Source organism: Streptomyces sp. CA-249302 (assembly GCF_050936785.1).
Classification (GTDB): domain Bacteria; phylum Actinomycetota; class Actinomycetes; order Streptomycetales; family Streptomycetaceae; genus Streptomyces.
On the sequence record NZ_JBNJMG010000001.1, the window covers coordinates 6,080,071 to 6,092,540 of the forward strand.

At 70.5% G+C, this 12,470-nt stretch carries 12 protein-coding genes; 5 read left to right on the forward strand and 7 right to left on the reverse strand.

All coding sequences use genetic code 11. From position 1 onward, the window contains the following. Positions 1-8 precede the first annotated feature (8 nt). Positions 9-1,922, forward strand: coding sequence for a protein kinase domain-containing protein (locus ACQEWB_RS27435; protein WP_432835458.1), 1,914 nt, complete (start codon positions 9-11; stop codon positions 1,920-1,922). A gap of 43 nt (positions 1,923-1,965) precedes the next feature. Here the strand turns inward: ACQEWB_RS27435 and ACQEWB_RS27440 are convergent, their stop codons facing one another. Then, on the reverse strand, positions 1,966-2,772 hold the full coding sequence (locus tag ACQEWB_RS27440; RefSeq protein ID WP_432835460.1) for a DUF4253 domain-containing protein: 807 nt from the start codon (positions 2,770-2,772) through the stop codon (positions 1,966-1,968). Between the two features lie 127 nt (positions 2,773-2,899). On the opposite strand from ACQEWB_RS27440, the gene ACQEWB_RS27445 reads away from it, so the two are divergent. Continuing rightward, positions 2,900-4,792, forward strand: coding sequence for a P-loop ATPase, Sll1717 family (locus tag ACQEWB_RS27445; RefSeq protein WP_432835462.1), 1,893 nt, complete (start codon positions 2,900-2,902; stop codon positions 4,790-4,792). Between the two features lie 84 nt (positions 4,793-4,876). Beyond that, on the forward strand, positions 4,877-6,472 hold the full coding sequence (locus ACQEWB_RS27450; protein ID WP_432835464.1) for a protein kinase domain-containing protein: 1,596 nt from the start codon (positions 4,877-4,879) through the stop codon (positions 6,470-6,472). An 8-nt stretch (positions 6,473-6,480) separates the two neighbouring features. Here ACQEWB_RS27450 and ACQEWB_RS27455 read toward each other — a convergent pair whose 3' ends face one another. After that, complete coding sequence (locus tag ACQEWB_RS27455; protein WP_432835466.1) at positions 6,481-7,065, reverse strand: TetR/AcrR family transcriptional regulator; 585 nt, start codon at positions 7,063-7,065, stop codon at positions 6,481-6,483. Positions 7,066-7,130: 65 nt separating this feature from the next. Here ACQEWB_RS27455 and ACQEWB_RS27460 point away from each other — a divergent pair, with 65 nt between their 5' ends. Next, on the forward strand, positions 7,131-7,955 hold the full coding sequence (locus tag ACQEWB_RS27460; protein WP_432835468.1) for a class I SAM-dependent methyltransferase: 825 nt from the start codon (positions 7,131-7,133) through the stop codon (positions 7,953-7,955). Between the two features lie 8 nt (positions 7,956-7,963). Here ACQEWB_RS27460 and ACQEWB_RS27465 read toward each other — a convergent pair whose 3' ends face one another. From ACQEWB_RS27465 to ACQEWB_RS27475, 3 genes are read right to left on the reverse strand one after another with little or no spacing between them, the layout of a single operon-like run. After that, the gene (locus tag ACQEWB_RS27465) at positions 7,964-8,749 is read right to left on the reverse strand and encodes an ABC transporter permease (RefSeq protein WP_432835470.1); all 786 of its coding nucleotides are present in this window, start codon (positions 8,747-8,749) and stop codon (positions 7,964-7,966) included. Beyond that, positions 8,746-9,708 (reverse strand): ATP-binding cassette domain-containing protein, encoded by a 963-nt coding sequence (locus tag ACQEWB_RS27470; RefSeq protein WP_432835472.1) that lies wholly within the window; start codon positions 9,706-9,708, stop codon positions 8,746-8,748. Before ACQEWB_RS27470 ends, ACQEWB_RS27465 begins: the two co-directional genes overlap by 4 nt. Positions 9,709-9,737: 29 nt before the next feature. After that, positions 9,738-10,409 (reverse strand): DUF4097 family beta strand repeat-containing protein, encoded by a 672-nt coding sequence (locus ACQEWB_RS27475; RefSeq protein WP_432835474.1) that lies wholly within the window; start codon positions 10,407-10,409, stop codon positions 9,738-9,740. 223 nt (positions 10,410-10,632) lie between these two features. Between ACQEWB_RS27475 and ACQEWB_RS27480 the strand changes: the two genes are divergently transcribed. Next, positions 10,633-11,382: a helix-turn-helix domain-containing protein gene (locus ACQEWB_RS27480; protein WP_432835476.1), complete on the forward strand. Its 750-nt coding sequence runs from the start codon at positions 10,633-10,635 to the stop codon at positions 11,380-11,382. On the opposite strand, the gene ACQEWB_RS27485 is transcribed toward ACQEWB_RS27480, so the two are convergent. Both ACQEWB_RS27485 and ACQEWB_RS27490 read right to left on the reverse strand, forming a co-directional pair. Beyond that, complete coding sequence (locus ACQEWB_RS27485) at positions 11,366-11,545, reverse strand: DUF397 domain-containing protein (RefSeq protein WP_432835478.1); 180 nt, start codon at positions 11,543-11,545, stop codon at positions 11,366-11,368. The two genes, ACQEWB_RS27480 and ACQEWB_RS27485, sit on opposite strands and share 17 nt — an antisense overlap. Continuing rightward, on the reverse strand, positions 11,542-12,369 hold the full coding sequence (locus tag ACQEWB_RS27490; protein WP_432835480.1) for a helix-turn-helix domain-containing protein: 828 nt from the start codon (positions 12,367-12,369) through the stop codon (positions 11,542-11,544). Before ACQEWB_RS27490 ends, ACQEWB_RS27485 begins: the two co-directional genes overlap by 4 nt. Positions 12,370-12,470: the final 101 nt, after the last annotated feature.

A 12,470-nucleotide genomic window follows, 5' to 3' on the forward strand; every position in this document is an offset into this window, starting at 1 on the left:
GGGGATTCATGAACGAGGCCGGTGCGGCTGAGGCGTTCGAGGCCTTGCAGGCGGACGATCCGGCTGTGGTGGCCGGTTATCGGCTCGCCGCGCGGCTCGGTGCGGGTGGGATGGGCCGGGTCTATCTGTCGCACACGGCGGGTGGGCGGCCGGTGGCGATCAAGGTCGTACGGCCGGAACTGGCCGACGATCCCGACTTCCGGCGGCGGTTCCGGCGGGAGATCAAGGCGGCCCAGCGGGTCCGTGGCGCCTACACGGCCGAGCTGATCGACGCGGACGCGGACGGCGTACCGCCGTGGCTGGCCACCTTGTACGTGCCCGGGCCCTCGCTGTCGGAGGCGGTCGCCCGGCGTGGGCCGCTGCCGGTGCCGGCGGTGCTGTGGCTGGTGGCGGGGGTGGCCGAGGCCTTGCAGGCCATCCACGGCGCGGGGATCGTGCACCGGGATCTCAAGCCGTCCAACGTGCTGCTCGCCGCGGACGGGCCCCGGGTGATCGACTTCGGGATCTCGCTGGCGGCGGACTCCACGTCGTACACCGCCACGGGGAGTGCCATCGGGACGCCGTCGTTCATGGCCCCGGAGCAGGCGTCCGGGGGTGAGGTGACGGCGGCGACGGATGTGTTCGCACTGGGGCAGACGGCGGCGTTCGCGGCGCTGGGGGAGCCGCTGTACGGGGAGGGGGCGGCGGTCAACATCCTCTATCGGATCGTGCATTCGGAACCCGACCTGTCCCGGCTGCCGTCGGAGCTGCGTCCGCTGATCGCCCGGTGCCTGGCCGCGGATCCGGGGGAACGGGCGACGCCGGGTGAGGTCGTGGAGTGGTGCCGGGAGTGGCTGGGGCGGGGGGCCGACGCGGGGGCGGGGCCGACGGTTTGGCGGGAGGTCATGGGGGCGGAGGTCACGGTTCCTGGGCCGGTGGCGGGGCCGGTGCCGGCTCTGGCACCGGGGGTGGGATCGACGCCGACGCCGACGCGGACGTTGCCGATGGGCGAGGGGGCGGCGGAGGCCGGGGTTTCGGAGGAAGTGGCATCGGGAGGGCCGCAGTTGCAGGGGCCGTCTGCGGGTTGGATGGCTCCGAGCGCGGTGGTTCCGAGCGGGGTGGTTCCGAGCGGGGTGGTTCCGAGCGCGGTGGCTCCGAGTGGGGCGGCTGCGGGCGGGATGGCTGCGGACCGGCCCTATCCGGTGGGGCCTGTGCCTGTGGGGGCGTATCCGATGGGTCCCTATCCGATGGGTCCCTATCCGGCGGGGCCGTACACCGTCGCGCCGGAGGAGCGGCAGGCCCGGCGGAGACGTGCCGTGCTGATCGTCGTCGGGATCGTGTCGGCCGGTGTGCTGCTGATGGCGGGGCTGGCGTGGCTGCTCAAGGACGCCATGGACGGGATTCGGGACCGGGACACGGCCTCCTCCTCCACGGCCGGTGCGACAGGGGGCGGGGGGTCGTCGGCGTCCTCCTCATCGGGGTCGGGAGCGAAGTCCGGGTCGGGGTCGGCCGCGGGGAGCGGCGGCGGGACGGGCTCGTCCTCCGGTGGGTCCGCGTCGCCGGAGGCCCTTCCGTACCCCTTCCGTTGGATCGACGAGAAGAACTCGCTGAACCTCAGGGAGCCGATCGAGCCCAAGAACGCCAAGGGCGACATCCGGCTCGACTGCAAGGACGCGGGCTGTGCGCTGGACAGCAGGACCAGTGTCATCACCCAGCTGACGGGTAGGCCGGGGGCCACCTACGACACGTGCCGTACCGCGCTCACCGGCGTCAAGAGCCACAGCCTCGGGCTGGCCTGGGCGGCGAAGGGCAGCGAGATCTGTGTCAGGAACCGGTCGGGGGACATCGCGCTGCTGGTGATCCAGGTGAAGTCGACGGCGCTGTGGGACACCCCCGGGATGAGCTTCGTGACCGCGGACATGACGGTCTGGCGGGCCCCCTAGGGCCTGTTGCCCTAGTCATCCGGGCCGCAGGGGCTATCCGGGGTCAGTCCCACCAGAAGTGCCAGGCCGGGCGGTTGAGGAGTTGGTGTTCGGCGTAGGACGTGAGCGTGGTGTCGGCGCCCTGCCAGATGTTGTCCGGGCAGAACGCGAAGTGCTCGGCGGCCAGGGCCTCGGCGTCGGCGAGGGTGGTCGGCGGATGGGCGACCGACACCAGCAGGTGGTCGAAGCCGAGCGCCAGGACCCGTATGCCGAAGCGGTCCTCCCAGGAGCGGAGTACGGCGGAGAGGCGGGCGGTGTCGCTCTCGTGGTTGGCCGGGCCCGTCCAGCCGATGGCCGTGGGGATGTCGGCGCTGCGGCGGGCGGGGACGAGCGCGAGGTGGGGGTCCTTGAGGGGGCCGGCGCCGTCGAGGAGGGTGTCCACGATGCCGGAGGCGACCGAGTCGGCGTCGACGTCCTCGCCCTGACCCGGTTCCGCCAGGCCGGGCCAGTCGGTGTCCTCCTCCGCGCACTCGTCCCAGGCGTCCTCCAGTACTTCCTCGGCGTCGTGGTCGCCCGGGTAGGACATCTCCCCGGGCATCAACTCCCATTCCTCCGGCCCGCCATGGCCGCCGCCCACATCGAGCAGGACGGGCAGCAGGCCGACCGCCGGTGCCGCCTCCGCCGGCGCGGACCAGGCGCCGGGCGCGGCCGGTGCGTCCGCCAGCCACAGCAGCGGCTCGTGCCACGGACCGTCGTAGTCCGCCACCGCCTCAAGGGCGTGGGAGGGGCCCCCGGTGTCGATGAGCCTCCCGGGCGGGAGGTCCAGACCGAGGGACGCGAGCCTCGGCAGCGGGTTGGGAAGTGTCGCCATGCCACCGACTGTAAGGGCCGCCACTGACAACGCCTCCGGGAGCCCGGGGATCATCGAGCAGATCCCCGAAGCGGAACCGCGGCCCACCGCTACGGTGTCGGTTACCGGTGACACCAAGGGGGACGGTATGGCCGACGGACCGCTGCTCGCGCGGCTGCACTTCGGGCGCGAGGACGCCGAGCGGGACTCGACCGAAGGGCTGCTGTTACGCGGCGGGTTCCTGCCCAACGCCGCCTATCGCGCCGCGCTCAGCGGCCGCAAGATGCTGATCATCGGGCGCAAGGGCTCCGGCAAGAGCGCCGTATGCATGCATCTGATGGCGGACAGCGAGGGGTACTACGCGGGGCGGGTGCTGGTCACTCCGGACGAGGCCGCCGGGGAGGAGATCCGCCGCTTCGAGCTCCAGGGGCTGCCCGGCGACTCCGCGAAGGCCCTGATCTGGCGGTACGTCTTCGCCGTACACGCCGCTCGTCATCTCGTCGCGCACGCGAGCGCGCACGGCAAGAAGCAGCCGGACTCGGTCAAGGCGCTGGCGCGGTTCCTCAAGCAGAACGGGGAGGCGGGGGGCGGGGAGCGGCTGGTGGACCGGCTGGCGCAGGGCGCGCGGGGGTTGCAGACGTCGTTGTCGCTGGAGGCGTTCGGGCTGAAGGCGGGGCTGGATCTCGCGCAGGCGCCGTCCGAAGGGGCGCAGGCGGCACGGCAGTTGGACGTCGTCGAGGGCGGGGTGGCGCGGGCCTTCGCGGACCTCGGCTGTGACGGCGCGCACGGGCCGTTCCTCGTCATGGTCGACCAGTTGGAGCAGGTGTGGTCGGCTGAGGCGGACAGCATCTCGATGGTGATCGGGTTGTTGCTGGCGGCCAAGCACGGGGCGGGCTTGTACGGCCGTTCAGTCCGTTTCCTGCTCTTCCTCCGCGCGGACATCTACGACTCCCTCTCCTTCGGGGAGGGGGACAAGTACCGGGGTGACGAGCTGCGGATCGCCTGGACCGAACAGGCGCTCGGGGACCTGGCGTTGGCGCGGGCGCGGGCGTCCGCCGGGGTTGAGGTGAGCGGGGAGCGGCTGTGGCGGGAGGTGTTCCCGCGGGTCGTCGACGGCGAGGAGACGCCGTCGTACCTCTTCCGGCGTTGTCTGCCGCGGCCGCGGGACGCGATCCAGTTCCTCAACCTCTGCCAGGAGACCGCCTGGTTGATCAACGGGCGGGAGCGGATCACGGAGGGGGACGTGCTGCAGGCGGGGCGGCAGTTCTCGGCGTGGAAGCTGAAGGACCTGTCCCTGGAGTACCTGGTCGCGCACCCCTTCCTGAAGAACCTGTTCCCGCTCTTCCAGAACAACGGGTACGTCGTCACGCGGACGGCGTTGGGGACGCGGTTCGAGGCGGCGGCGGAGTCGCTGCGGGCGCTGTTTCCGGCGTACGCGAGCGCGTTGACGCTGCCCGGGATCGTCGACGTGCTGTACGGCGTCGGGTTTCTCGGGGTGCGGCGGGGCAACGACGTGGTGTTCGTCGGGGACGACGACCTGCCGGTGCAGCCGCACGAGACCGAGTTCCACGTCCATCCGTGCTTCCGGGCGGCGCTCGGGGCGACGAACGCGGTGGATCTGCGGCGCTTCGAGCCGTACGAGGCCTTCCAGTTGGAGACCCGGGTCGCGCAGACCGGTGGCGCGAACAGCGTGTTCGACCGGGGTGACCGGCTGGTCGGCGAACTCGAACGCTCCTGTCACTCCGTGCTCGCGCAGACCGGTCGGGCGGTCGGGCTGGCGCAGGACGCGCGGGACGAGATCAGCCAGCGCGTCACCCACGTCCTGAACGAGGCCAGGGGTCTCGCCATGGACGGCGAGGACCAACTCTTCGTCGCCGCCCACTACTTCGACGGCCTCGCGGCCCAACTCCTGGCCAGTGGGCTGGGGGAGGGGGCGGGCGGTGCGGGCGGGGTGGCACGGCGGCTGGAGGACGAGGCGCGGCGGTTGCGGCGGGTGGCGGGGGGTTCGTACGGGAGCTCGGGGAGTTCGGCGGGGCCCTGAGCGGGAGGTGGCGAGCGAGGGGCGTAGGGCGGGGCGAGGGCGTACCGTCGTACGGCGGTGGTCGGTCGGCGGGGGAGGCGGCACGTGCACGGGGTACTGCTCGCTGAGCGGTTCCGGATCGGGGAGCGGCTCGGTTCGGGCGGGATGGGCGAGGTGTGGGCCGCGCAGGACGAGCGGATGCGGCGGGATGTGGCCGTGAAGCTGGTGCACGCGATGTTCGGGGCGCGGGAGGCGGAGACGCAGGCGCGGTTCCGACGTGAGGTGCAGCTGGCGGGGCGGTTGTCGCACCAGAACATCGTGACTGTGCATGACTGGGGGGAGGTGCAGATGGGTGGGCGGCCCGTCTTCTACCTCGTCATGGAACTGGTCCGCGGGGTCTCGCTCGGCAGGCAGTTGAAGGAGGGCACGCCTCCTTGGCCGCGCGCGGTCGGCTGGGCGGCGCAGATCGCGGACGCGCTGGATGCGGCGCACCGGCGGGGCGTCGTCCACCGCGACATCAAGCCGGCCAACGTGCTGCTGACGCCGGAGGGGACGACGAAGGTGCTCGACTTCGGGGTCGCCAAGTTCATGGGCGAGACGCTGAGTGTGCACGAACCGACGGTGACGGGGGCGTTGTTGGGGTCGCCGCCGTACATGTCCCCCGAACAGGCCGAGGGGGCCCGGGAGATCGATCACCGCAGCGACCTGTACTCGCTGGGGTGCCTGCTGTACCACGCGGTGACGGGACGGCCGCCGTTCGTGAGTGACAGTCCGTTGGCGGTGCTGCGGATGCAGGCGGACGCTCCGCCGGTGCCGCCGCGGGATCGGGTCGGGGACCTTCCCGCTTCTTTGAACGACCTCATCCTGCGGCTGCTGGCCAAGGATCCGGGGGATCGTCCGGCGGACGCGGCGGCGGTTCACGACGCGTTGAGCACGGTGCTGGTGGAGCAGTCTGTGGTGGTGGGGGACGGCAGCATCCTGGAGGCTGCGCGACTGGGGCACGCCGACTCGGTCGCGGGGCGGCTGTTGGGTAAGGCGTTCGTCGCGCTCAGCGAGGCCTCGGCGATCGCGGATAACGCCAAAGCGGAGGCCGAGCGCTTCCTCCTGGAAGCCCGGCGCGAGGCAAGCAGGCTGGGGGAAGAGGCCGCGCAGGACATAGGCGCCATCCGCGCGGCGGCCAGGGAGGAAATGGAACAGCTACGGGCCGAGGCGCGGCGGAACGTGGAGGAGAGCGCCGATTTGCGCGCGAAGGCGGCCATCGAGGCCCAGGAGGTGAGAGAGCGTGCCGAGGCGGAGGCCGAGCGCATCCTTGCGGAGTTCCGGCGCGTGGCGGGAGCGGCGGCCGGAGGGGAGCGGAATGTCGCCCAGAGCAGGGCAGGGGAGCCCCTCGGGCCGGTTCCCGCCGGCGCCGACGCGCCGCAGCAGGCCGCCTACGGCGGTCCTGCGCCGGGCGCGGTCCCTCGCGCGACGCAGGGCGTGCGGGCCCATGAGGGCGCCAAGAAGAAGTTCACTCCGTTCTGGATGACCGTGCCCACGGCCAGGACGCTGCTGCGCGAGGACGGCAGCCGAGAACCCGTGGACGAACTTTCTCCGGGTATCTGGTACCTCGCGGTGGAGCCTCGTGGGTCCGGGCTACTGGTCCAGTCCGGAAACGGCCGGCGGGGGATCCTCGAAGACACCTCCGGTATGCAACGCGGCTGACCCCGCTCCTAAGCCGCCCCCGCGACCACCGTCGTAACGACCTTGCGCACGGCCCCCCCATCCGGCGCCCCCGCCTCCCGGTCCGCGAACAGCAGATGTGCCGCGCCCAGCAGCGTCGGGGCCAGGACGTCCACGTCCGCGTCCCCCGCGATCCGCCCCAAGTCCCGCTCCGCCGCCAGATACCCCGCCAGCACCCCCGCCGCCTCACCCATCAGCGGAATCCCCGTCGAGCCCAACGCCCGCAGCCGCGTCCGGAGTTCGTCGCGGGCGATCACCAGGCCGACCACCGCCACTCCCACCGGGTCGAATACGTCGATCAGCGCGGCCGTGAGGTTGTCGGCGACCGTTCCTGTGCCGGCCGCGGCAAGCAGGGCCGAGCCCCGGAGCGCCAACCGGTCGATACGCCCCCGCACCAGTTCCGTCAGAAACCCGTCGAAGTCCGTGAAGTGGCGGTGCAGTACGCCCTTCGCCACGCCCGCCTCCTCCGTGACCGCCCTGCTGGTCAGGCCCGTTGGGCCGGTGCGCAGGAGGACGCGTTCGGCGGCCTCGAAGAGCTGCTGGCGGGGGTCGCGGATGGCCACACCTGTTGGCATGCCGGGGTCTCCAAGCGAAGCGTGAAGCGTTGACGAGTGGGCGAGCGCCCATTCATAGTGGGCGCATGCCCACTTTAGCGAACGGCCGGACTGCCGATCCCGACGAGCCCCACCGTCACCGAGACGTAGCCGAGTCCTTCGGGACCGACGCCGAGCGTTACGACCGTGCCCGCCCCCGCTATCCCGACGCCCTGGTCCGGCGGATCGTCGACGCGAGCCCAGGGGCCCGGGTCCTTGACGTCGGATGCGGTACGGGGATCGTCGCCCGGCAGTTCCAGGACGCCGGCTGCACCGTCCTCGGCGTCGAACCCGACGCCCGTATGGCCGAGTTGGCCCGGCGTCGCGGCACGGACGTCGACGTGGCGACCTTCGAGGAGTGGGAGGCGAAGGGGCGGACGTTCGATGTCGTCGTCGCCGGGACTGCCTGGCACTGGGTGGATCTGGCGGCGGGGGCTGTGAAAGCCGCGCAGGTCCTCCGGCCCGGCGGGCTTCTCGTGCCCTTCTGGAACGTCGCCGACCTTCCCGCCGATCTCGCAGAAGCCGTCGCCGATGCCGCCGAACGGGTCATGCCCGACGCGCCGTTCGACTTCCGGGCCGCTGTCACGAGGTCCCTGGTCGAGGCGTACCAAGGCTTTCTCGCGAAGGCCGCCGACGGTATGCGATCCGTCGACGGCGCCTTCGGCGAGCCCGAACAGTGGCGGTACGACTGGGAGTTCACCTACAGCCGGGACGCCTGGCTGGACTTCGTGCCCACTCAGGGTGCCTTCACCCGGCTCCCGCCCGACGCCCTCGCCGAGATCCTGAAAGCCGTCGGAACCGCCATCGACATGCGAGGCGGTTCCGTGACCGTGCCGTTCGCGACGTTGGCCGTCGCCGTGCGCAGGAGCTGAAGCAGTCGTTACTTCTGGTCGGCGTTGAACTTCGCCGTGGACCAGAAGTACCCGAGCACCGCCAGACCCACGCACCACCCCACCGCCAGCCAGCCGTTGTGGCCGATCTCCGTGCCGAGCAGCAGGCCCCGCAGGGTCTCGATGGCCGGAGTGAAGGGCTGGTACTCGGCGATCGGCTGGAACCAGCCCGGCATCGCGTGGACCGGGACGAAGGTGCTGGAGATGAGCGGCAGGAAGATCAGCGGCATCGCGTTGTTGCTGGCGGCCTCCGCGTTCGGGCTGACCAGGCCCATGCCGACCGCGATCCAGGTGAGCGCGGTGGCGAACAGGACGAGCAGGCCGAAGGCCGCCAGCCACTCCAGGACCGTGGCGTCCGTGGAGCGGAAGCCGATGGCCACGCCGACCGCCCCGACGAGGACCACGCTGACCACCGACTGCACCACGCTGCCGACGACGTGACCGATGAGCACCGACGGGCGGTGGATCGCCAGCGTGCGGAAGCGGGCGATGATGCCCTCGGACATGTCGGTCGAGACCGATACCGCGGTGCCGATCGTGGTGGAGCCGATGGTCATCAGCAGCAGGCCGGGGACGAGGTAGGCGACGTACTCGGAGCGACCGCCGCCACCGATCCCGGCGCTCATCGTGCCGCCGAAGATGTAGACGAAGAGGAGCAGGAGCATGATCGGGGTGAGGAGGAGGTTCAGGGTGAGGGACGGGTAGCGCCGGGCGTGGAGGAGGTTGCGGCGCAGCATCGTGGACGAGTCGCGTACGGCGAGGGAGAGCGTGCTCATCGGGCGTCCTCCTTGGTCTGGTTCGGGATGGTGGCGGGGCCGGTCAGGGCGAAGAACACGTCGTCCAAGTCGGGTGTGTGCAGGGTCAGTTCGTCGGCCTCCACGCCGGCCGCGTCGAGCCAGTCGAGGATGGAGCGCAGTTCGCGCTGGCTGCCGTCGCTGGGGAGTTGGAGCGCGAGCGCCTCGTCGTCGCGGGCGGCGTCGTGCAGGGCGGCGGCCGCGGACTGGTAGGCGGCGGGGTCGGTGAAGCGGAGGCGGATGTGGCCGCCGGGGATGAGTCGCTTGAGTTCCTCGGCGCTGCCCTCGGCGGCGATCACGCCGTCGTGCAACACCGCGATGCGGTCGGCGAGTTGGTCGGCTTCCTCCAGGTACTGGGTGGTGAGGAAGACGGTGACGCCGTCGGTGACGAGTTCGCGGATGATCTGCCACATGTTGTGGCGGGCGCGCGGGTCGAGTCCGGTGGTGGGCTCGTCGAGGAAGATGATCCGCGGATTGCCGACCAGGGTCATGGCGAGGTCGAGGCGGCGTTTCATGCCGCCGGAGTAGGTGGAGGCGGGCTTCTTCGCCGCCTCCGTCAGGTCGAAGCGCTCCAGCAGCTCGGCCGCCGTCCGTCGCCCCTCCGCCTTGGAGAGGTGGTGCAGGTCCGCCATGAGCAGCATGTTCTCCTCACCCGTGATCAGCCCGTCCACGGCGGAGAACTGCCCCGTGACACCGATCGCGGCCCGCACCGCCTGCGCGTCGGTGGCGAGGCTGTGCCCGCCGACCCGGATCTCACCGGATCCGGAGTCGGCGGAGATGAGCGTGGAGAGGATCTTCACGGCGGTGGTCTTGCCGGCGCCGTTCGGGCCGAGCAGGGAGAAGATCGTGCCTTCCGGTACGGCGATGTCGATGCCGTCGAGGACGGTCTTGTCGCCGTACGACTTGCGCAGCCCGTTCGCCGCGATGGCCAGGTCGGTCATGTCAGGTGCCCCCTATGGATGACTGCGGATTACAGGCTGCGGGCGGTGATGTCGCCGTAGCTGGTGGTCGCGTGGATGGTGAGCCCGGCGTCGGAACCCTCGCTGTTGTTCAGCGAGTTGCTGATACGGCCGTAACTGGTGCCGGCGTCGAGGGCGGCCGAGACGCCGGGTGCGGCGCTGACCGAGATGTCGCCCTTCTGGGTGTGCAGGGTGAGGGCGCCGCCCGCGGCCTCGGCGATCTGGATGTCGCCGCGCTGGGTGCGGATGTCGGCGGGGCCGCCGAGCCGGCCGACCGCGATGTCGCCGTCGTGGACGGTGAGCCGGACGCTCGCTGCCTCGTCGAGCTTGACCTGGCGGTAGCCGCCCTCGAAGGCGACGTCGCCGAGCCGCCCGACGCCCCGCAGTTCGGCGGCGCCCGACTTGCCCTCGACGCGGGAGCCGGCGGGCAGCTGGACGGTGACCTCGACGGAACCGGAGTTGCCGAGGACCCGGTTCTTGGCCGGCGCGGCCTCGATCCGCAGCACGCCGTCGGCGTACGCGACCTCGATCTCCTCCACCGCCTTCACGTCCCGGCTCTTGGCGGCGTCCGCGGGCCGCACCTCGACGACGGTGTCGGCGCGGTCGGCGGCGATGAACTGGATACGTCCGGCCGGGATGTCGAGAACGGCGGAGATGGCGGCCGGGGTGTCGAACTTCTGCATCTTGAGCTCCTGGGATCCGTTGTTTCTGATGGGCGAAACGCTACGTTGCGTTCACGGATCGAGCAACATGCTTGTTGCGTATGAATTGCATCGTTGCAGCTCAATGGCAGGATTTCATTGCAACGGGCTGAGGGGTAATGCAACATGACCCATGCGTATCTTTGCAATGGGCTGAGGGTGAACGCTATATTGGGCGCTACCACGCACCACGAAGGAGGCCGCGATGCCAGGAGGCAGGCTCACCCAGCAGGAACGGCAGCAGATCGCGCTGGGACTGGCGGACGGCCACGCCTACGCGGAGATCGCCAGGCGCCTCGACCGTCCGACCTCGACCGTCACCCGCGAGGTCATGCGCAACGGCGGCCCCACGTCCTACCGTTCGGACCTCGCCCACCGCGCGACCGAGCGGCGCGCGCAGCGCCGCCGACAGACCGCGCCGCGGGACGGGAAGGGGGTCCCGCAGGCATACGGCCGTGACGCGGAGGCCGTTCGCGAGTACGAGGAGACGCTCACGACCGTCTTCATGCAGTCCGGCATGACCAAGATGACGGCCCGGGTGATGGCGTCCCTCACCATCAGCGACACGGGCAGCCTCACCGCGGCGGAACTCGTCCAACGGCTCCAGGTCAGCCCGGCGTCCGTGTCCAAGGCGATCGCGTTCCTGGAAGGGCAGGAAATGGTCCGTCGGGAACGCGACGAACGGCGCCGCGAGCGCTATGTCCTGGACGACGACATCATGTACGACTCGATGATGGCCAGCGTCCGTGCCTCGGCCCACGTCGCCGAGACCGCGCGGCAGGGCGTCGCCGTCCTCGGCGCGGGCACGCCGGCGGCGGTCCGCCTCGAAAACACGGCCCGTTTCATGGATTTCATCTCCGAGACGATGGCTCGCGCGGCGGACCAGGCACGGGCCATCCTGCACACCAAGCCGACGGCGGCTTCGGAGACGCCGGGGACTAGCGAGCGGAAGTGAAGGCGGCCCAGGCGGCGGGGGTCACGTGGAGGATGGGGCCGTCTTCCGGGTTCTTGGAGTCGCGGATGTGGATCGTCGTGTCTTCGTGGGCGACTTCGAGGCAGGCCTGGCCTGAATCGGAGCTGTAGCTGGACTTGAACCACTGCGGTGCTGCGCTGGTCATCGTTCTCCTAGCAGACGGTCGACCAAGCTCTTGGAATCCTTCGGGGACAGGGCCTGTGATCGGAGCATCGCATACTTGTGGGCCCTGTTGGCCGCCTCATCGGGGTCGGCGATCCAGTGACTGCCGAGCTGACTTTCGGCGTAGACGAGTTGCTGGTGGTCGGGTGTCTCCAGGATGGTGAACGGGCCTGCCAGGCCGGCGTGCGATGGTGCGTCAACGGGCAGGATCTGGACGGTGAGTTGTCGGAGTTCGGCGAGTTCGCGCAGGTGCTGGAGCTGAGCGCGGCGGATCTCCGCCCCACCGACGCCGAGATGGAGGAGCGGCTCCCAGATGACGAAACTCAGCGTCGGCGGAGACGGTTGGTTGAGGATCTCCTGACGGTCGATTCGTTCCGCCGTCCTGGTCTCGATCACGGTCTCGTCGTACGCGGGTACGTGCTCCCGGAACACTGCGGCGGCGTACTGCGGGGTCTGGAGCAGGCCGGGCATGACGACGCATTCGTACCAGGAGATGGCGATGGCTTCGCGCACGTGCACGTTGAACTGCTCCGCGTTCAGCGGAAACTGATCAATCTCCGGTAGGTTCTCGATCCCTGCCGGCAGCATGCCCTTCCCGTCCAGAAGTTCGTCCAGCGTGGCGGCGAGGTGAGGCAGTAGCGGCCGCCTGCCTTGCTCGATCGACGCGATGGTCTCCTCGTCCAGCTCGACCGCTTTGGCGAGGGAACTCTGTGTGTATCCAGCCGCCTTGCGGGCGCTCTGCAGCTGCTTGCCCAGCATCCGCATGGTCGACTGGTTCTTGGTCCGCGACAGCTTCTTGGAGTTCATGGTCTGCCTAACTCCCCCCACCCGGCGTACCGCCTCGGTGCGAGCCCGTACAAAATTTCCGTACGGGTTTACACACTGATGCAGGTTACTGACTCTGCGCC